The sequence below is a fragment of the Rhodococcus sp. SMB37 genome (assembly GCF_004345605.1).
Taxonomy (GTDB): Bacteria; Actinomycetota; Actinomycetes; order Mycobacteriales; family Mycobacteriaceae; genus Rhodococcus.
The window spans coordinates 15265-34564 of the sequence record NZ_SLVY01000029.1 but is presented as its reverse complement, the minus strand read 5'-3'; the positions used below and the strand labels follow the sequence as shown (position 1 = coordinate 34564).

The window sequence follows — 19300 nt, the reverse complement described above, 5'->3', positions numbered from 1 at the left end:
TACGAGCGTTGCGGCGAACATTTCGTCGGGTTCCTCCATCTCGGAGCTGCACTCACTTGTTTCAAGAAGCTGCCCACATGAGACACGCTCTTAGTGCCACAGGTATTTCGGCATGGTTCCTGCTTTCCTCGACCGGTGTTGCTGTCGCCTTCCATGGTCGGACACCTCGCGCGTGACGCGCGGTGCTTTCGGGCAAACGGGAATAAGGTCGAACACAGTTGTGTCGAACAGGAAGGACCACACCGTGCCGAAGCCCCCGCTGCCCGATGCCGTCGCCGAACTGCTGACCCGCCCCAACCACGCCACGATCACCTCGTTGCGTGCCAGTGGCCAACCCGTGTCGGTGCCCACCTGGTACCTGTACGAGAACGGTCGGATCCTCGTGAACATGGACGAGGGCCGCAAGCGTCTCGAGTACCTCCGGAACGATCCGCGCGTGGCCCTGAGCGCGATGGACCCGGAAGACTGGGTCACCCACGTAAGCATCCAGGGCAGGGTCGTCGAATTCGTCGACGACCCCGACCTGGCCGACATCGACCGGATCGCCCGGCATTACACCGGGCAGCCTTACGGCGTCCGCGACCGCAAACGTGTGAGCGCGTGGATCGAGATCGACCGCTGGCACGCCTGGGGTCGGTTGAAGGACGCCGTCTGAGCTTCCCCCGCGAAGAACGGCCTGCTCAGAGGATGCCGGCCTTCTTCGCGGCGCTACGCACCTGGAACGACATGACGATGAGCAGGACTCCGAACAGGATCGCGTAGATGCCGAGCAGGACGATCAGACCGAGGATGCCCGAGCCGGGGAAGATCAGCAGGATCACGCCGAAGATCACTGCGACGACACCGGCGACCAGCGACCACACCCATCCTGAATCCGGGACCTTTCGGAACCGGAGGGCGCCGACGATACCGATGACGCCGAACAGGATGGCGTAGAACGCGATCAGGTACAGCAGCACCAGTGCGGTGATTCCGGGCCAGAAGAGTGCGACCAGGCCGGCGAGCACGGAGACGATACCCATCGCCAGCCATAGCCCCCAGCCGTCCAGGGTTGCGCGATCTCGGATGGAATGCCAGACGAGCACGGCGCCGTCGACGATGGCATACACCGCGAACACGATGACGAGCGCCCACACCGTGATTCCGGGCCACACCAGGGCGATGATGCCGAAGAGGACTGCGAGGATGCCGCGGATCAGCACCACCCACCAGACTGTCTTGAACAACGAGCGGAACGGGTCGACCGAAGGCTCTCGGTTCGCGGACATAGCGGCTCCTTGCGTATGACTTCGCGATCTTGACGGCCTTCACAGGATAGGACCGGTTACGTTGATTCGCGCGGGAATCGATGTCACTCGCGGCAAGTGGACGAGTCGTACGCTCGGAACGTGGCATCGGCACGGATCGGTATATCCGGTTGGCGGTATCCGGGTTGGCGGGGCGACTTCTACCCGAAGGGCCTGGCACAGCGTCGTGAACTCGAGTATGCGTCCGAGAGGCTCGGCACGATCGAGATCAACGGTTCGTTCTACTCACTGCAGCGACCGAGCAGTTACCGGGCGTGGTTCGAATCGACACCCGACGATTTCGTCTTCGCGGTCAAGGGCGGGCGGTTCGTCACCCACATGAAACGACTTCTCGACGTCGACGAGGCGCTCGCCAACTTCTTCGCGTCGGGCATTCTGGCTCTCGGGCCGAAATTGGGGCCGCTGCTGTGGCAGTTGCCGCCCACATTGGGATTCGACGAGCCCCGACTCTCCGGGTTCTTCGACTTGTTGCCGCGGACGACGACGAAGGCCGTCGAGCTGGCTCGCGGTTGCACCGACAAGGTGCCCGACGACCGGGCCTGGGTGGACACCGATGCCGACCGGCCGCTGCGGCACGCGGTGGAAGTGCGCCACTCCGACTTCGCGACGCCCGCGGCGATCGACCTGTTCCGGAAGCACGACATCGCTCTCGTCGTCGCCGACACCGCGGGGCGGTATCTGTTCCTGACCGAGGTCACCGGGGGCTTCGTGTATGTGCGGATGCACGGAGACAAGGAACTGTATGCGAGTGGCTATACATCCGAAGCGCTCGATCGTTGGTCCGAACGCATCGAGGTGTGGCTGGGCGAAGGGCTGGACGTCTACGTGTATTTCGACAACGACATGAAAGGATTTGCACCACACGACGCGCTGGAGTTGCAGCGTCGCTTGTGACCGCTGTGCCTGACCTGCTGTACCGAGAACTACGAGGAGCTTTCCGTGTGGCCCGAACACTGGCCGACGATCACCCGACAGATCGCCACCCACACCGACACCGCGTTGACGGCGGTCCGGAGCGAGACGGTGCCGGTGTTCGACGAAGCACTCGCGGAGCTGAACACTCTGCCGTACGAGCAGGTCACCGCGGTGCATGCGGGGATGGTGCGCGAGTTGCTCGAGGAATTGCACCCCGAGGGATTGACGGGTGAAGATGTGCAGGGCGTGCTCGAGAACACTCTTCGGAACGCGATGCGCTGGCTGCCGTCGCTGCAGCCCGACGCAGTGGTCGCCGTGCTCACCGGCACTCTGGGAGTGCACGATGACGAGGCCCCGAAGGTACGACCGGGCGACTACGTGACCGCGGGACTGCTGGTGCTGGCCGAGCTGCTTGCTGCGCGCAAAGCCGCTCCCGGTCCGTATCTGCGGCGTGCTGTCGCCGAGATCGAGCGGGCCGAAACCGTCGAGATGCCCTGAGGTAGCGCACTGAACCTTCCTCGGCTCCTGCGGGTTTCCGTGGATCGACGACCCGCGGAAACCTGTAGAGGTGGGGGAACTCACCGCGTTGTAGGTCAGTGCAGCGTCTGGTCCTCGACGTTGTGCGCGATGCGTTGCAGCAGTCCGGTAAGCAGGTCGAGTTCATCGTCGCTGAGTCCGTCGAGCATCTGCTTTTCACTCTCGATGCGCCGCGGAAGCGCCCGCTCGACGAGTTCACGCCCCGCATCGGTGAGGGAGAGCAGCACCACGCGCCCGTCGCGTTCGAGACGCTGACGTTCGACCAGACCGATCTTCACGAGCCGCTCGGTGTGCTTGGTGGTGGATGCCCCCGAGATGCCGGTGACGGAGGTGACCTCGCTCGCGCGCAGCGGGAAGTCGCTGCGCGCGAGGGCGCTGAGCACCTCGAATTCGGTGCGGCCGATCCCGCTCGATTCGAGTTCTCTGTCGAGCCGGTTGAGGGCGAGGGAGCCGATGCGGGTGATGCGACCGATCACGTCGATCGGCCGGAGATCGAGTTCGGGATAGCGGGCCGCCCACGCGTTGCGGATGCGTTCGACGTAGTCGGAGCGAGCAGAGGACGTGGGCATGTGTGCATTCTAACGGCCCGAGGACAACAACTTCATACATAATTTACATGCGAAGTATTAGAATCGGAGGATGCAACGGACGTCTCACCGCACTGATCGCAACCGCCTTCGCTACTCGGGCGGCGCGTTGGCGCATTCGCTGTCGGGCACCGCGTGGCGCGAGTCTCTCGAGATGCGCCGATCCGATCCGACGATCGCCGTGGCTGTTCGCGTCGGAGTGGCCACACTGATCGCGCTGGTCGGAGGTGGCCTCCTCGGTCATCAGGAAGTCGCGGGATTCGCCGCGCTCGGTGCGCTGTCGTCGGCCTTTCTACGCTACGAACCGTTTCCGCGGCTCGCCACGAAGCTGGCCTGCGTCGGCGTCGGTCTCGTCGCGTTCGCCGCATTCGGTGCCACACTCGGCGCAGTAGGGCTGACGATGTGGTTGCAGATTCTGCTTCTTTCGGTGGCCGCCGGCGTATCGTTCTGGCTGCTCACTGCCTTCCGGATCACCGGACCGGGCCCCGTCATCCTCATCTTCGCCGCAGCCGGTGCGGCCGGCTTCGCCGAGAATGCCGCCGACGTGGGACTCGCCGCCTCCGCCGCCGCCGTCGGGTCTGCCATCGGCTGGATCGTTGCCATGCTCCCCGCGCTGTCGCATCCGCACAGCCCCGCACGTATCGCGGTCGCCCGGGCGCTGGCATCGGTCGCCGCGCTCGAATCCCCGGGTGCCGCGGACGTTGCGACGGCCCGCCAGCACATCGCCCGCGCTCGCGAGGTGATCGCGCTCGGTGGTGATCCCAGGATGCGGTCCCACAGTCACGAACTCCTTGCACTGCTCGACGCAGCGGAGAAGGTCGTCGACGGTGGTTCGCACGACACCGCGGCAGCGCGTCGCGCCGACTTCCATCGCTTCGAAGCGGAACTGCGCAAGGTACGTCGCGACATCGACATTCCCCGCTCCGGAGCGTCTGTCCACGCAATTCCGAGTGTGCGCGGAGTCGACAGGTTCTTCGGATTCTTCGTGGAAGGTGTGCGGCGGCTGGGCGACAGGGTGATCGTGATCGGCGTCGCGCGGGTCGTGGTGGCGTCATTGGTCGCGGGATGGATCGCAGCGGCACTCGGTATGGCGCATCCGCTCTGGGCCACGATGGGGGCGATGGCCGCGCTGCAGGGTGCGAACTATCGGCAGACCGTTCAGCGTGCGATCCAGCGCCTGATCGGCAACGCGCTCGGTGCGGTGCTCGCGGTGGTCCTGCTGGTTCTCGACCTGGGTTACTGGCCGCTGGTCGTCGTGATCGTGGTGCTGCAGACCGTCACGGAAATGGTGGTCACGCGCAATTACGCTCTTGCGTCCGTCTTCGTCACGGCAATGGCATTGATGCTGACCGGTCTGGGCACCGGTATCGGTGCGGATGTCGCACTCAGCCGTGTCCTCGACACTCTCGTCGGGGTGGTGGTCGGTGTGATCGTCGCCGCGCTGACCCTCCAGCGCGGCGACCGTGCTCACCTGACCGAGGTCACGCGTGAGCTGCCTCGAAACTCTCGAGAATGTGCGACGGAATGCGTCCGCGTGAGCTGACGTCGAATCCCTGCCCCCGCGCCCAGTGGCGCACTGCGGCCAGCTGCTCAGGAGAGCGTCCGGGAATCACCTTGCGGGTACGTGGCTTTCGCGTCCGCGTGGGAGCGGGGGTAGGAGTGGCTGCATGCGCTGTCGGAGGAATGCTCGGCAGCTTCGGTGTCCGGTTGCGCTTCGACTCGTTCAGCCACGGCTGCAGAACTGCCCAGAACTTGTCCGCGTTGGAGGGACGAAGATCGATTTCGTACTCGATATCGTCGACGGTGATCCGGAACGATTGTGCCAGACCATCGGTAATCGGTTCGCCGTCGATGTCGTCGTAATACTCGACACGCACCTGCTGTGCCACACTGTCTCCTTGTCCCCGAACTTCCAACTAGACGCTAGTTGTTACTGGAGGGTAGCTTCAAATTCCGGGCGAATGCACCAACCCGGGCAGTGAGGTGTTCGAAAAACACCTCGGGATGGGTCGCCGTGACGATAGCGGCATTCGGTTCGCGCCGCCAGATCCCGGTCCAGTCTGCGATCGTGGTTCCCCGCGTGAGCCGCCCCTCGAGTTCGACGTCCACCGTCGCCGGTGTCGTCGTGTACGGAACGGTGCCCAGTGCGACGGCCGCCGCGAACGGGTCGTGGACGTGGGCGAGATAACCGAGATTCTGGTCGCGATGGAACTCCATGTAGAAGCGCAGCGCATCGGACAGGTGCCGAACCACCTGATTCGATGCGCGTGACCGCTGCCCTCGCGGGTCGTCGGGCGACAATGCTTCGGCGGGAGTGCTTTCCGAGGCCTCCGCGATGCGGTCCACGTGCACTGGATGCATCTCGATGGTCTCGGTGGTGTCCAGCGGGCACACGATCGGATGCTGCCGGGAGGGCAGACCGGAGAACGCGTCGAACACTTCGCGCGCGGCCTCCGGATCGACCGCCACGTTCCACTCCGACGTCGGTGTCGTGTTGCCGGGATGGTTGAAACATCCGCCCATGATCACCAGACGCCGCAGTCGCTGCGGCAGCTCCGGATCCATCCTCACGGCCAGCGCGAGATTCGTCATCGGCCCGGTGACCAGACCGGTCAACTCGCCCGGGTACTCGCGTGTGAGCTCGACCCATGCCTCGGCTGCGGAGCGAGACGACGGCGCTCTCGACGTCGCCGGAAACTCGGCATATCCGACACCCAGCGGTCCGTGGGTGTCCTCGGTGGTCATCAACGGTGCGACGAGCGGAACTTGCGCTCCGGCCGCGACCTCGATGTCGGCACGGCCACACATATCCAGCACCGCAAGGGTATTCGCGGTCACCTGGCCGACGGGAACATTGCCGGCAGTGCACAGCACCGCGGCGATGTCGGCCTCCGGACTCGCGACCAGGTACAGCAACGCGAGCGCATCGTCGATGCCGGTGTCCACGTCGACGATGAGTCGAGTCGAAGTGATCGGAAGGTTGGGGGAGCCCACGCACACATCTTGCGACATCGTGTTTGCAGCGCGCATCACGGGGTCCCGATCGACCGCCGTACCTCCCCCTGAGAGCATTCGACCATGCAGAACAAGGTCTGGGGTTATTTCACGGACGTCGACGGCACGTACCGGCCCACCAAGTACGCGGTGAGCCCGTGGTCGTCGACGATGCTCGCGGGCCCGTGCGTGTGCGGGCTGATCGCCCGTGAACTCGAGAATCGGCACGGCGACGACGCGATGGTGCCCGCGCGCCTGACCGTCGACCTGTTCAAGCCCGTCCGCAACGACGAGGTCCGATTCACCACGACGCGCATCCGCGACGGTAAACGGATCCGTGTCGCCGATGCGCTGCTGATGCAGGGTGACGACGTCTCCGCCCGCGCGACCGTCGTCTTCCTGCGGCCGTCGGAGCAGCCACCGGGTGTGGTGTGGGTCCGCGAGGACCGGCCGGAGCCGCCCGCGGAGACCCCCGCCGACCCGGAGACCGGATTCGTCTTCCCCACCTGGTTCGGTAGCGACGATCACCCCGACGGCTGGTCGTCGAACCGATCCGAGCACCAGAATGCGAGCCGCAAGCGCTTGTGGGCACGCCAGCTGCCCGTCGTCGTCGGAGAAGAAATGTCGCCGTTCGTGCGCACCGCGACGGTCGGGGAAGCGACCAGCCTGGTGACCAACTGGAGCGACCGCGGCGTCGGATTCATCAACGCCGACCTGACCCTGGCCCTGTCGCGGTTGCCCGTCGGGCCGGAGGTGGGTGTCGAGGCCGACCACCACATCAGCTCCGACGGCATCTCCGTCGGCACGTCGGTGCTGTTCGATCGGCTCGGGCCGTTCGGTTCCGGAACGGTGACCGCACTGGCCGATCCGCACCGGCAGGTGGATTTCGGCTGAGGGCGATGATGCCGAACTAGCATGTGCGCCATGCGAGTAGTGCGGATCGTCGACCTCAGCCACCCAGTGTCACCGAGCACACAGGTGTATCCGGGAGACCCGGCGCCCGTGTTCACTCCGCATGCGACCATCGCCGGCGACGGCTACAACCTGCTGCACGTCGCAATGGGTTCGCAGACCGGCACCCACGTCGACGCGCCCCGACACATCCGCGACGACGGTGACTCCGTCGACCGGATTTCGCCCACAGCATTCGTGGGCAGGGGAGTGGTACTGGACGTACGCGGCCGCGTCGGCCCGGGCGAGCTGATCGGGCCGGGCCTGTGGGACGGGGCCGAACTCTGCGCGGGCGACATCGCCCTCGTGCACACCGGTTGGTCGGCGCACTTCGGCACCGATGAGTACTTCCGGCATCCGGCGCTGAACGCGGACGGGTGCCGGTGGCTGCTCGACCGCGGAGTGCGCACCGTCGGTATCGACGCTCCGAGCATCGACCCCACGGGCGACGAGGAGCTCGCCGCGCACCACGTGATCGCCGCCGCGGGTGGTGTGATCTGCGAGAACCTGACGAATCTCGCGGCGATCGATTTCCCGGATCCGTTGGTGAACCTGCTGCCGATTCCGTTCGTGGGCGCCGACGGGGCACCCGTGCGCGCGGTGGCGATGCAGGTCGAGTCGTTCTAGGGCACGTGCGTCACCACGACACGTGCCGTCCCGTACAGCGCGGTTCCTGCCGTGATCAGACCGAACACGACGATCCACACACCTGCAGGAATCTTCGTCAGCCACCTCAGCTGGTCGGCGTCCGAGCCTTGGCCACGGCCTCGCATGTGTGTGCGGGCGAGTTCGAACACCGGACGTGTCGCGCCGAGCAGCAGCACCCAGGTGATCAGATACGCCGCGGCGTATCGCACGACCGGATCACCGAGATAGGCCGCGGCACCCACGATCGCACCCGCGACCACGACGGAGAAGAATCCGTACAGGTTGCGGATCAGCAGGAGCAGTAGCGCCAACGCCGCGAGAATCGACCACAACACCGCCGCCGGTCGGTTCAGGGTCAGCAGTGTGGCCGCGGCGAAACCGAGCACTGCCGGACCGGTGTACCCGGCGAACGCCGTCGCGACCATGCCCGGACCGCGCGGGTTCCCCGACGACACCGTCACCCCAGAGGTGTCACTGTGCAGTCGGATGCCCGACAGCTTGCGTCCCACCAAGGCCGCGACGAGCGCATGCGAACCCTCGTGCGCCTGCGTGATCACGTGGCGGGTCTTGCGCCACAGCGGCCGGACCGTCACGAGGATCAGCGCGATCACCGCCGTGACCACCACCAGCGCCGTCGACGCGGGTTCGTCGACGGTCGTGACGGCCTGCCACGCGGATTGCACCGCGTTCGTGAACGAGTCGACGCTCGACGCCACTGGTCACCTTTCGTCGGGTACAGGTGAGGCACGACACGTCGCCGGCCCCGATAACCTCATGAGCATGCCTGACAGTCGTGCCACCGCTGTCCGCGCGGGTATCGCGGACTCGTGGGCCGTCGGACTCGGACTGATTCCGCTCGGCCTCGCGTTCGGGGTGGTGCTCACCCAGGGTGGCTTCGACTGGTGGTGGGCGCCGATCTTCTCGATCGTGATCTACGCCGGCTCGATGGAATTCCTGGCGATAGGTCTCATCAGCGCGGTCACGCCGTTCGCGTCGATCGCCGCGGCCACGCTGCTCGTGAACTTCCGGCATGTGTTCTACGGACTGTCGTTTCCCCTGCGCTCGATCCGCAGCAGAATCGGCCGCCTCTACGCCGTCTACGCGCTCACCGACGAGTCCTACGCGATCGTCGCGCCGAAGGCCGGCCAGGATATGTCCGGCACCCGCGTGCTGACCGTGCAGGTGTTGTGCCAGGCCATGTGGGTGGTGTCGGGCGTCGTCGGCGCACTCATCGGCGCGGTGCTGCCCGCCGGCCTCACGGGCCTCGAGTTCGCGCTCACCGCCCTGTTCACGGTGCTCGCGATCGACGCGTTCCGTGTCAACCGTGACGTTCCGGCCACAGTGATCGCGGTGGTGTGCGGACTGGTGGCGATGTTGATCGCGAAAGAACAAATGCTCGTCGTCGGATTGGGATTGTTCGTTGCGTGTCTGCTCGCCCGGTTCGTCTATCGGAACAGGACTGCCAGTGCCTGAATCGGTACCCGGCGCCGGATATGTGCTCGGCGCGCTGCTGGTGATGTTCGTTGTGACGGTCTCGCTGCGCGCCGCTCCATTCGTGGCACTGTCCGCCCTGAAGCACTCGGCCGTCGTCGACTTCCTGGGCCGGACGATGCCGGTCGGCGTCATGATCATCCTCGTCATGTACACGCTCCGGGAGGTGGGCGCGACGACGTGGCTCCCCGCGACGATCGGGTTGTGCGGCACGATCGCGATGCACCTGTGGCGGCGCAACGCGGCGCTGAGCACCGTGGCAGGAACCGGCCTCTACTTGGTGGCGTCGGCCTTCTGGAGCTGAGCGTTCGCTGGCGGGATGGTGACCGGCGGGATCGGGGTCACGGTCTCCCCGCGACGGCTGCGCGCTGCGAAGACCCCGGCGACGAACACGACGACCGCGATGATGGCCTGCGAGTTCCCGAGGGTCTCGAGCACCATCTGTTCCACCCAGCCGCGCGACGACGCATCGGTGAGCAGCTTGTTGGGCCCGAACAGGAAGATCAACGTCGCGGGCAGGAGCACCGGCCACCAGCGGCGGTAACGCGGGGCGACGAGCAGCGGCACCAGGAACAGCGAATACACCCAGTGGTGGGTGACGGCGATCGGTGCGGCGAGCAGCGTCGCGAGCCCCACCAGGGCGAGGGCGGGCACGGTTTCGCCTGCGCGGAGGAAGCGGTGCGCGGCCCACGCGGTCGCGGTGACGATGATCGCGGCGCCGATGATCCACAGGATCTTGCTTGTGCCCTCGGAGAATCCGAACCGGGCGATCAAGCCGGTGAGTGCCTGGTTGCGGAAGAATTCCTGGTCGCCGGCGCGATCGGTCGCGAAGAATTCGTCGGTCCAGAAGAACACCGAGGAGTCGGGCCGCAGCCAGTAGCCGAACGCGACCGTCGCGAAGAACGCCCCGAACGCCCGGGCCACCGACGGGATGTCCTTGCGGAGCAGGAGCAACAGACCGAACGCGGCGGGCGTCACCTTGATCGCTGCGGCCACCGCAATGCCGATGCCGCGGAAGCGCGAGGGGATCACACCGAGCACGTCGGCGACGACGAGCGCCATGAGGATGATGTTGATCTGGCCGAACGCGAAGTTCGACCGGAACGGTTCGAGCAGCAACACCACACCGAGGGACGCGGAGGCGACGAGGCTCGCGCGGGTGATGTCGAGACGCTGGTAGACGACCTTGAGGATCCACCACACGAGGGCGATGAGACCGGCCGTCCACAGCACCTGCAGTGTCGTGCTGCCGATCAACGCCATCGGCGCGAACAGGAACGCGGCGAACGGTGGATAGATGAACCGGAAGCCCGAGTGGCTGTAGAAACCCTCTGTGTACAGGGGGGTGTGGTGAAGGAAGGCGTACCCGGCGTCGCGGAAGACATCGAGGTCCATGAGGTATTCGGTGAACGCGTCCTGGACGTATCCCGCCACCGCGTACGCCGTGACCAGGAGTCCGATGGCGATCAGTGCGGAGTGCACGGGCCTTGCGCGGACTTCGGACAACAGCACGAGGTAGACCTCCGGGGGACGACGACATTTCGGGATCCCGTCGGGGCGACCCCGTCGTCACGTTACACAAACGTTGTACGGCGCAGCCCGCTCCGGACCTCTACTCCGCATAAAGTGGTCGGTTTATCCTGTTTAGGCATTTCCGGTCGAGTGCGGGCCGAGGTGTGTATCCGGTCTATTTCGCTTTCTCGAATGACCGATAGATACCTGTAGAGAATCGAATCGAGTGTGCGCGTCCCATGAATATTCTGGACTATTGGAAAATCGCTAGACTGTCGAATATTTCTCTGAGATCGTGGCTCGGACACCGGAACCCGCACAGTGCAGCACGAATGCGCACTCGCTGAGGCGTTCGGCGCCACCGAGATCCAGCGACAACTCCACCGATTCGGCCAATCGATACGGCCGGCTCTCCACGACCGAGCCCAACGCACGACGCAACCGGGATACCTCCGCGCGTACGGCGACGGCATGATCGGCGTCACCGAACAGCGTGTGACTCAATTCCGTCACCGACATCCCGACGCGGCCACCCAGGTGCAGCAGTAGCAGGATCTCGGCGTGCCGAACCGTCACAGCGCTGCGCCACTGGCGTCCGGTGCCTTCTACCTCGACCGTCGGCGACGACGACAGCTGCAGCGTCATGCGGATCGTCGCTGTGGATTCGGACGGCCGGATCAACCAGCCGTGCGGCAATTGTTCCGGTACGCACAGCCCGAGGCCGGGGACCGTCAGGGCCCGATCTGTGCGGGGAGCCCCGATGCGACGGGTCGCGGCGACACCGGAAGCGTGCGCGACCCATCCGTGATCGTCGACCAGCAGCACCGGGCCGTTGACCGAGGCGAGCAGTGGTGCGGCCTCGGTGCGCAGACGATCGAGCCGGTGTTCGTGCTGCCGCCACAACTGCGATTCGGCGAGGCGCACTGCGGTGTCGACGAGCGCTCCGATCGCAGGATGCAGCGTCATGGCCGGGCCGCTGACGTCGACGATGCCCAGCAGATCACCGCTGATCGGATCGTGGATCGGCGCGGCCGTGCAGTACCAGGGGTGTTGCGACTGCTCGAAATGTTCGCCGGAGAACAACTGCACCGGCGCGGTCTCGGCCAGTGCGGTGCCGATCGCGTTGGTGCCAACTTTCTCTTCCGTCCAGACGGAACCCACGCAGAACCCCAGCGTGTCGGCTCGCGACCGCACGCGCGCCGAACCGCTGCGCCACAGGATGACGCCGTCCGCGTCCGTCACGACGAGCAGCATCTGTGATGCGTCGGCGACCGGCGAGATCACCTGTTCGAGGTCGCCGATGATCGCGGCGAGCGGCGACGACCGCCGACGCTGTTCGATCTCCTCGAGCGAGTACGGAACGCGCGTGTTGCTGCCCATCGGGTCGAGGCCGGTGCGCAGGACTCGGGACCACGACCGGGCGACGACGCTGCGCGGTTGCATCGTCGGCGTACCACCGCCGATGACCGTGTCGTGCATTCGCATCAGATCGCGGGCGTATCGGGACAGATCGGTGCCGGGCGTGATGGCGCTGAAGGTGCTCACTGTCGCTCCGTGTCACCACCCTCCGTAGTCCCTGCTGGTCCCCGCAGCATAGGTCCCGCGTTGTGTCGCGCGCCACACGCAACGTGATGCAACGCTTGCCGCGACGTTGCATCGAGAGTGTGCTGGATCACATCAACGAGCGGAAAGGATCGGCCATGACCGACATTCTCGAGCACCCCTCCGATCACGTCACCGACCCGCAGCAGCGGGTGGACGTGTGGCTGCGAGATTTCGAAGCGGCGCTTGCCGCGCGTGACATCGAGGCGGCTGCAGGCATGTTCGCCACCGACAGCTTCTGGCGTGATCTCGTCTCCTTCACCTGGAACCTCAAGACTGTCGAGGGACGCGACGGCGTCGCCGGGATGCTGCGCGAACGCCTCGCAGACACCGATCCGAGCGGCTTCCGCACCACGGAGACACCGACCGAGGACGACGGCGTGGTCAGCGCCTGGATCGCTTTCGAGACCACCGTCGGTCGCGGTGAAGGGCACCTGCGTCTGAACGACGAGGGCGCATGGACGCTGCTCACCACGCTCCAGGAGTTGAAGGGCCACGAGGAGGGGAAGAAGGAGCGCCGCCCGCGTGGGACGAAGCACGGCGCCGACCGCCACCGCATCACATGGTCGGAGCAGCGCGAGGCAGAGGAACGTGAGCTCGGCTACGAGACGCAGCCGTACGTCGTCATCGTCGGTGGTGGTCAGGGCGGTATCGCTCTCGGCGCGCGGATGCGTCAGCTGGGGATCCCGGCACTTGTGCTCGACAAGTACGACCGTCCCGGCGACCAGTGGCGCGGCCGGTACAAGTCGCTGTGCCTGCACGATCCCGTCTGGTACGACCACCTTCCGTACCTGCCGTTTCCGGAGAACTGGCCGGTGTTCGCGCCGAAGGACAAGATCGGCGACTGGCTCGAGATGTACACCCGCATCATGGAAGTGCCGTACTGGTCGAAGACGTTGTGCACGTCGGCCTCGTACGACGATGCGGCCGGCGAGTGGACCGTCAACGTCGAGCGCGACGGGGAGCCGCTCGTGCTGCGGCCCAAGCAGCTGGTGATCGCGACGGGAATGTCGGGCAAGGCCAATGTGCCGAATTTCCCGGGCATGGACCGATTCCAGGGCGATCAGCATCATTCGAGCGCACACCCGGGACCGGATGCCTACGCCGGTAAGAAAGCCGTGGTGATCGGAGCCAACAACTCCGCGCACGACATCTGCGGTGCACTGTGGGAGGTCGGTGCCGACGTGACGATGGTGCAGCGCTCGTCGACCCACATCGTCAAGTCCGATTCGCTCATGGACCTCGGCCTCGGCGACCTCTACTCCGAGCGCGCACTCGCCAACGGCGTGACCACGCACAAGGCGGATCTGACCTTCGCGTCGCTGCCGTACCGGATCATGCACGAGTTCCAGATCCCCGTGTATCAGAAGATCGCGGAACGCGACGCCGACTTCTACGAGCGCCTGGAAAAGGCCGGTTTCCTCCATGACTGGGGCGACGATGGGTCGGGTCTGTTCATGAAGTACCTGCGACGCGCGTCCGGCTACTACATCGACGTCGGTGCGTCCGAACTCGTCGCGAACGGCGACATCAAGCTCGCGCACGGCAATGTGCGTGAGCTGACCGAGAACTCCGTCATCCTCGAGGACGGCACCGAACTCGACGCGGACCTCGTCGTGTACGCGACGGGCTACGGTTCGATGAACGGCTGGGTCGCCGACCTGATCGGTCAGGACGTCGCCGACAAGGTCGGAAAGTGCTGGGGTCTGGGCTCGGACACCACCAAGGATCCCGGTCCGTGGGAGGGTGAGCAGCGCAACATGTGGAAGCCCACGCAGCAGGACGGGCTGTGGTTCCACGGCGGAAATCTGCATCAGTCGCGGCACTATTCGCTCTATCTCGCCCTCCAGCTCAAGGCGCGGTACGAGGGAATCCCGACCCCCGTCTACGGCCTTCAGGAAGTCCACCACCTGAGCTGACGCCTGGAAGCCACGCAGCCGCGCGGTGCGCGGGCAGATACCGTCGGTCGACGTCGTGTACCTGTCCGCGCACCGCGCGGTCATCGGCGACGTGCCCTCCCCGCCCCGGCGGAGAGGCGAGCTCGGACAGTGTCGAAGTGAAACAGTTCCTGCCACGTCCAACACACGACCTCGAGGCCCAGCGCGCGGAGTGCGTCCTCTCTCAGCTTCTCCTTGTGGACGGTCTCCGCGGTCGCTCCGGGTTCGTCGGCCCCGTACTTGCTTCGGCCGTCGAACTCCCCGACGACACCGACGTCCTTCCAGTAGAGATCGGTCCGAGCGACGAATGCTCCGGAATCGGTGCGTAGCTCGTACTGCAACTCCGGGGCGGGTAGCCCTGCGGCGGCGATGCGGAGGCGGCTCAGTGATTCGCCGGGGCTCTCGCTCCGTCCGTCGAGGAACTCCACCGTTCGACGGGCTGCCGCGACGCCCGTCCTCGTGCGGGCAGTGCTCACGGCATCGGTCAGGAGCGGTAGCGCGTCGGGATACATCCGCAGCGCGGAGTCTCCGGCGACCACGGCGTGATCCGTCGGCAGCGTTCGAGCCAGATCGACGACGGTCCGCGCGACGGATGTCACCGGCACTCCGGACACACGGCCGACTTCGTCAGGCGGGAGAGAAGTCGTGTGGACGTGCAGGGTGTCCAGGCGTCGGCCACCCGACGCACGGTTGCGGCTGATATGAACACGGGAGAGGTCGACGTCCCACAGCGCCAATCCGTGCATTACTGCAGCCGAGACATGGCTGACAGCGGCGCCGTCACGCAGTTTCCCACGAAGGCCCAGCACCCGAACGCGATGCAGGGCTACGGGATCGGGATCTGTCGTGCCGTCGATGTAGATGCCCCGCGCGACACGCCGCAACGTCCCGGTGCGCAGTGCCTGACGGATCTCGTCGACGGTTGTTCCGGAAGACAGGAGCTCGGAGCGGATCAGCAGTGTCGGTTCGTCCATGGTTGGCAGCGTCGCAGCCCCGTTCGGCGGCTTCTGGTGGTTTCCGTACCCGGGCGACACTTCTGTGGATGAAGTGTGTGCCTGTGGACAACTTGCATCCGCGCACGAAAAAGGCACGAACAGTGGGTCGACGCGGTGTGTCTGTCTGCTGAACGCGCGATCAGGGTACTTGTGCATTCGTATATCTACGACACGCGCTAGAGGAACCCAGAAACCGCTGACGTCGTCGTTACCATCGACCGATGGACCCGGTCCGCAACCCGTACGCCCCCGGCGCAGGGCAGCGCCCGCCCGAACTCGCCGGCCGCGAGAAACAGCTCACGGCCTTCGACGTGGTGCTCGAACGAATCGCGCGGGGAAGACCCGAGCGCAGCGTCGTGCTCACCGGTCTCCGCGGGGTCGGCAAGACCGTCCTGCTCAACCACCTGCGTTCGCTCGCGATCGCCAAGAGCTGGGGAACAGGCAAGATCGAAGCCCGCCCCGATCAAGGTCTGCGTCGCCCCCTGTCGTCCGCGCTCCACATGGCTGTCCGCGAGATAGCTGCGGGCCATCCGGATCCTGAATCGGTCGACTACTTCCTCGGCGTCCTCAAGTCGTTCGCGCTGCGCGCCACCGCCGACAAGGGCATGCGCGAACGTTGGCAACCCGGCATCGATGCCCCCGCGGTCAAGGGCCGTGCCGACTCCGGCGACATCGAGATCGACCTCGTCGAATTGCTCGTCGACGCTGCCGGCCTCGCCCGCGACGTGGGTGTCGGCATCGCCCTGTTCATCGACGAAATGCAGGATCTCGACCCCGACGACGTCTCTGCAATCTGCGGTGCGTGCCACGAATTGAGTCAGGATGCTGCGCCGCTCATCGTCGTCGGCGCGGGACTGCCGCACCTGCCCGCCGTACTGTCGGCGTCCAAGTCGTACTCCGAGCGGTTGTTCACCTATCACCGCATCGACCGCCTCGACCGCGAAGCGGCAGACCACGCACTGATCGCCCCCGCGGAACGCGAAGACGTCGAATTCACGCACGAAGCGCTCGACGTACTGTACGAAATGGCCGACGGTTATCCGTATTTCGTGCAGGCCTACGGGAAAGCCACGTGGGACGTCGCCGCAGCCAGCCCGATCACCCCCGACGATGTGCGAGTCGGGTCCCCCGACGCGGAGGAGGAACTTGCCGTCGGCTTCTTCGGCTCCCGCTACGAGCGGGCAACACCCGCCGAACGCGAATACATGCGCGCAATGGCCGAACTCTCCGGCGACGACGGTCCCGTGCCCACATCGAAGATCGCGGTGGAACTCGGACGTAAACCGGCGTCGCTGTCGCCGGCCCGCGACGGACTCATCAAGAAGGGCCTGATCTATTCCGCCGAACGAGGATTCATCGGCTTCACCGTGCCGCATTTCGGGAAGTATCTTCGTGCTCAAACAGACTGAGCTGTGCGCGTAGTCGCGTCAACGCACGGTGCTGGGCCACTCGCACGGCACCGGGTGTGGTGCCGAGCATGAGTGCGGAGCGTTCGGTGCTGTAGCCGCGGAAGATTCGCAGAATCACGATCTGGCGCTGTTGCTCCGGAAGCATGTCGACGAAACGGCGTGCAGCGGCGGCGAGTTCGCTGTCGAGTACATCCTCGTCGGGTGAGGGTTCGTGTACCTCGTGGACCGGCGCAACCGGGCGCGGTGCTTTGCGCCGGGCGTCGACGACCTTGTTTGCTGCGATGGCGAAGGCGAACCGCAACACCGACCCGCCCCGATCGTCGTATCGGGGGAGTGCACGGACCAGGGCCAGGCAGGTCTCCTGCGCGACGTCTTCGGCGGGTGTGTGTGCCCGGGTCTGCTCATCCATGCGGGCGGTGCAGAACTGCAGGACGTGCGGGCGTACACAGCTCACCACGGCGCCGACGGCGTGCGGCTCGCCGGCGACGGCGCGCGGCACCCAGTGGCGGAGCAGGAGTTCGGTGTTCTTGTCGGCCACGGCGGTGGTCCTCTCGGGTGGTGTGGATGTCACACCACCTTCCGCCGCGGCGTGGCCGCGCAATACCGACCCTCGGGTGGGTTATTCGTCCACCCACTCCACGGTGTCGTCGAGCGATGCCCGATCGGTGCGGCACGTGTTGGCCGGATGAGCGTCGTCGGCGTACCCGAAGGCGATCGCGCAGACGACGTCGCGGTCGTCGCCGATGCTCAGTTCGCGACGCAACGCGGAACCGGCCATGGGCACGGCGGCCTGCGGAACGGCAGCGATGCCGAGGGATTCGGCGGCGAGCAGCAGGGTCGAGACGTATCCACCGCAGTCGACCGCACCGTACACACCGAGCGCCTTGTCGGTGGTGATGATCGCGACGTGCGGTGCGCCGAAGAACCGGTAGTTCTCGAGCATCTGCTCGGTGCGGCGCGTGTAGTCGTCGCGGGCGATGCCGAGCGCGTTGTACAGCGCGTATCCGGCCCCGCGGCGGCGTTCGGCGTACTCGCCCCGGTACTCGACCGGCCCAGGGATATCGGGGTCGAGTTCGCCGGACGAGGCTTGCGCGTAGAGCGCCTCACGAAGACGTTCGATGGCGTCTCCGTTGACGAGATGCACGCGCCACGGCTGGGAGTTGCACCACGACGCGGTGCGCTGTCCCATCTGCAGCATGCGTTCGATGTCCTCGCGCGGTACCTGTTTGTCGAGGAAGCCGCGGCAGCTGTAGCGGGAGTCGAGGAGGGTCGACAACATCTCTGCGTTGCTGGTCATGTCGACCACGATGGCACAAGCGAGGAGTTAGCGCTCGTTCAGGGTCGGTGATCCGGCGTGCGGACCAGGATGGTCGACGTCCTCGGCTTGCGCCTCGATCCACCACCGGTTGCATGCGAAGAATCGAGGAATATACGCATATCTAGCGCACAGCCGAGATATTGGAATATTCCCATGGGGACGTGCGTTCTGTCGCCGAGAGCCACGCTGTGTGAGACTGCAGGAATATCCGCCGACCGCATGTCTCGCAGAAGGGCCGTGGGTAATGGACGAACAGCCGCTCATGGGACGGTCGTGGCGCACCGACCTCTTCGATGTCCCGGAGTATCTCGCTGCCGTCGGAGTTCGGCCCACCGCGCCGACCTTCGACCTGCTCGAGGAATTGCACGGCGCACACGTGCGTACCTTTCCCTTCGGGAACGTGGACGTGCTGCTCGGCACCCATCCCGGCGTCGCGCCCGACGCGATCCAGGAGCAATTGGTGCGACGAAGCCGAGGTGGTTACTGCTTCGAGCATTCGCAGATCTTCGCAGCGGCGCTCGAGCACCTCGGATTCTCTGTGCGCCGGGCATTGGGGCGAGTGCACGAGCCGACCAATACCCGGACCCACATGACGATCCACGTCGAGCTCGATGGTGAGAGATGGTTGTGCGACCCGGGTTTCGGATTCAGTATTACCGGTCCGATCGCATTGAAGGACGGTGCTACACGCGCGGAGGGAGACCGGCAGTTCGGCGTGCGAGAGCTCACCGATCAGGGCACCACCGTCTGGGCGCTCACACGGGAGGGCGACGCCGAACACTACGTCGACGAGAGCCCGGTCCATCCAGCCGACGTCAGGACCGGGCATTTCATCACCTCGCGCGAGGAGAATTCGCCGTTCGTGAATCACCTCATGGTCATGCGCCACATGCCGCACGCTCACGTCACACTCACCGAAGCTGCGCGCACGACCCGAGCCCCAGGAAGGGCCACCGAACACACGAAGTTATCGGTCGCCGAAGTCGTCGACACGGTACTGGAACTCGGAATTGCGTTGGATCGGAGCGAGATCAGAGCATTATCGTCCGTCGTGGAGCGGCTACGGTCCCGCAGTTGACGTGCAGCGGCCGGACAGC

At 65.6% G+C, this 19300-nt stretch carries 21 protein-coding genes; 11 read left to right on the top strand and 10 right to left on the bottom strand.

Annotation, left to right across the window (positions count from 1 at the left end):
- Positions 1-244 precede the first annotated feature (244 nt).
- Positions 245-655 (top strand): pyridoxamine 5'-phosphate oxidase family protein, encoded by a 411-nt coding sequence (locus EV641_RS28290; RefSeq protein ID WP_054713895.1) that lies wholly within the window; start codon positions 245-247, stop codon positions 653-655.
- A gap of 25 nt (positions 656-680) precedes the next feature.
- On the opposite strand, the gene EV641_RS28285 is transcribed toward EV641_RS28290, so the two are convergent.
- Complete coding sequence (locus EV641_RS28285; RefSeq protein ID WP_132476788.1) at positions 681-1268, bottom strand: HdeD family acid-resistance protein; 588 nt, start codon at positions 1266-1268, stop codon at positions 681-683.
- A gap of 120 nt (positions 1269-1388) precedes the next feature.
- Between EV641_RS28285 and EV641_RS28280 the strand changes: the two genes are divergently transcribed.
- Entirely contained in the window at positions 1389-2201 is an 813-nt protein-coding gene (locus EV641_RS28280; RefSeq protein ID WP_054713893.1) for a DUF72 domain-containing protein, read from the top strand.
- Between the two features lie 45 nt (positions 2202-2246).
- A complete protein-coding gene (locus EV641_RS28275) occupies positions 2247-2720 on the top strand; it encodes a hypothetical protein (protein WP_054713885.1) in 474 nt (157 codons plus the stop codon).
- Between the two features lie 95 nt (positions 2721-2815).
- Here the strand turns inward: EV641_RS28275 and EV641_RS28270 are convergent, their stop codons facing one another.
- On the bottom strand, positions 2816-3328 hold the full coding sequence (locus EV641_RS28270; protein WP_054713884.1) for a MarR family transcriptional regulator: 513 nt from the start codon (positions 3326-3328) through the stop codon (positions 2816-2818).
- Between the two features lie 70 nt (positions 3329-3398).
- On the opposite strand from EV641_RS28270, the gene EV641_RS28265 reads away from it, so the two are divergent.
- A complete protein-coding gene (locus EV641_RS28265; protein WP_132476786.1) occupies positions 3399-4889 on the top strand; it encodes an FUSC family protein in 1491 nt (496 codons plus the stop codon).
- Here the strand turns inward: EV641_RS28265 and EV641_RS28260 are convergent.
- Together EV641_RS28260 and EV641_RS28255 are read right to left on the bottom strand one after the other, a co-directional pair.
- A complete protein-coding gene (locus tag EV641_RS28260; protein WP_132476784.1) occupies positions 4828-5235 on the bottom strand; it encodes an Lsr2 family protein in 408 nt (135 codons plus the stop codon). The genes EV641_RS28265 and EV641_RS28260 overlap by 62 nt on opposite strands.
- Before the next feature lie 34 nt (positions 5236-5269).
- On the bottom strand, positions 5270-6358 hold the full coding sequence (locus tag EV641_RS28255) for a nucleoside hydrolase (RefSeq protein WP_132476796.1): 1089 nt from the start codon (positions 6356-6358) through the stop codon (positions 5270-5272).
- A gap of 66 nt (positions 6359-6424) precedes the next feature.
- On the opposite strand from EV641_RS28255, the gene EV641_RS28250 reads away from it, so the two are divergent.
- Positions 6425-7234: an acyl-CoA thioesterase domain-containing protein gene (locus tag EV641_RS28250; RefSeq protein ID WP_132476781.1), complete on the top strand. Its 810-nt coding sequence runs from the start codon at positions 6425-6427 to the stop codon at positions 7232-7234.
- 30 nt (positions 7235-7264) lie between these two features.
- Positions 7265-7918: a cyclase family protein gene (locus EV641_RS28245; RefSeq protein ID WP_132476778.1), complete on the top strand. Its 654-nt coding sequence runs from the start codon at positions 7265-7267 to the stop codon at positions 7916-7918.
- On the opposite strand, the gene EV641_RS28240 is transcribed toward EV641_RS28245, so the two are convergent.
- The gene (locus EV641_RS28240; RefSeq protein ID WP_132476775.1) at positions 7915-8655 is read right to left on the bottom strand and encodes a M50 family metallopeptidase; all 741 of its coding nucleotides are present in this window, start codon (positions 8653-8655) and stop codon (positions 7915-7917) included. The genes EV641_RS28245 and EV641_RS28240 overlap by 4 nt on opposite strands.
- 58 nt (positions 8656-8713) lie before the next feature.
- Here EV641_RS28240 and EV641_RS28235 point away from each other — a divergent pair, with 58 nt between their 5' ends.
- Together EV641_RS28235 and EV641_RS28230 are read left to right on the top strand one after the other, a co-directional pair.
- Positions 8714-9412 (top strand): AzlC family ABC transporter permease, encoded by a 699-nt coding sequence (locus tag EV641_RS28235; RefSeq protein WP_054713878.1) that lies wholly within the window; start codon positions 8714-8716, stop codon positions 9410-9412.
- Positions 9405-9734, top strand: a complete 330-nt coding sequence (locus tag EV641_RS28230) for an AzlD domain-containing protein (RefSeq protein WP_054713876.1) — start codon at positions 9405-9407, stop codon at positions 9732-9734. The genes EV641_RS28235 and EV641_RS28230 overlap by 8 nt, the downstream gene beginning before the upstream one ends.
- On the opposite strand, the gene EV641_RS28225 is transcribed toward EV641_RS28230, so the two are convergent.
- Positions 9704-10942, bottom strand: a complete 1239-nt coding sequence (locus tag EV641_RS28225; protein ID WP_132476772.1) for a glycosyltransferase 87 family protein — start codon at positions 10940-10942, stop codon at positions 9704-9706. The genes EV641_RS28230 and EV641_RS28225 overlap by 31 nt on opposite strands.
- Before the next feature lie 267 nt (positions 10943-11209).
- Positions 11210-12487: a GAF domain-containing protein gene (locus EV641_RS28220; RefSeq protein WP_132476769.1), complete on the bottom strand. Its 1278-nt coding sequence runs from the start codon at positions 12485-12487 to the stop codon at positions 11210-11212.
- Between the two features lie 155 nt (positions 12488-12642).
- Here EV641_RS28220 and EV641_RS28215 point away from each other — a divergent pair, with 155 nt between their 5' ends.
- On the top strand, positions 12643-14463 hold the full coding sequence (locus EV641_RS28215) for an NAD(P)/FAD-dependent oxidoreductase (RefSeq protein WP_132476767.1): 1821 nt from the start codon (positions 12643-12645) through the stop codon (positions 14461-14463).
- An 80-nt stretch (positions 14464-14543) separates the two neighbouring features.
- Here the strand turns inward: EV641_RS28215 and EV641_RS28210 are convergent, their stop codons facing one another.
- Positions 14544-15455, bottom strand: a complete 912-nt coding sequence (locus tag EV641_RS28210; RefSeq protein ID WP_132476765.1) for a hypothetical protein — start codon at positions 15453-15455, stop codon at positions 14544-14546.
- 242 nt (positions 15456-15697) lie between these two features.
- On the opposite strand from EV641_RS28210, the gene EV641_RS28205 reads away from it, so the two are divergent.
- The gene (locus EV641_RS28205) at positions 15698-16885 is read left to right on the top strand and encodes an ATP-binding protein (protein WP_132476762.1); all 1188 of its coding nucleotides are present in this window, start codon (positions 15698-15700) and stop codon (positions 16883-16885) included.
- Here the strand turns inward: EV641_RS28205 and EV641_RS28200 are convergent.
- Both EV641_RS28200 and EV641_RS28195 read right to left on the bottom strand, forming a co-directional pair.
- The gene (locus EV641_RS28200) at positions 16839-17423 is read right to left on the bottom strand and encodes a sigma-70 family RNA polymerase sigma factor (protein ID WP_132476759.1); all 585 of its coding nucleotides are present in this window, start codon (positions 17421-17423) and stop codon (positions 16839-16841) included. The genes EV641_RS28205 and EV641_RS28200 overlap by 47 nt on opposite strands.
- A gap of 81 nt (positions 17424-17504) precedes the next feature.
- Positions 17505-18182, bottom strand: a complete 678-nt coding sequence (locus EV641_RS28195; protein ID WP_054715627.1) for a nitroreductase — start codon at positions 18180-18182, stop codon at positions 17505-17507.
- 265 nt (positions 18183-18447) lie between these two features.
- On the opposite strand from EV641_RS28195, the gene EV641_RS28190 reads away from it, so the two are divergent.
- The gene (locus tag EV641_RS28190) at positions 18448-19281 is read left to right on the top strand and encodes an arylamine N-acetyltransferase (RefSeq protein WP_199233414.1); all 834 of its coding nucleotides are present in this window, start codon (positions 18448-18450) and stop codon (positions 19279-19281) included.
- Positions 19282-19300: the final 19 nt, after the last annotated feature.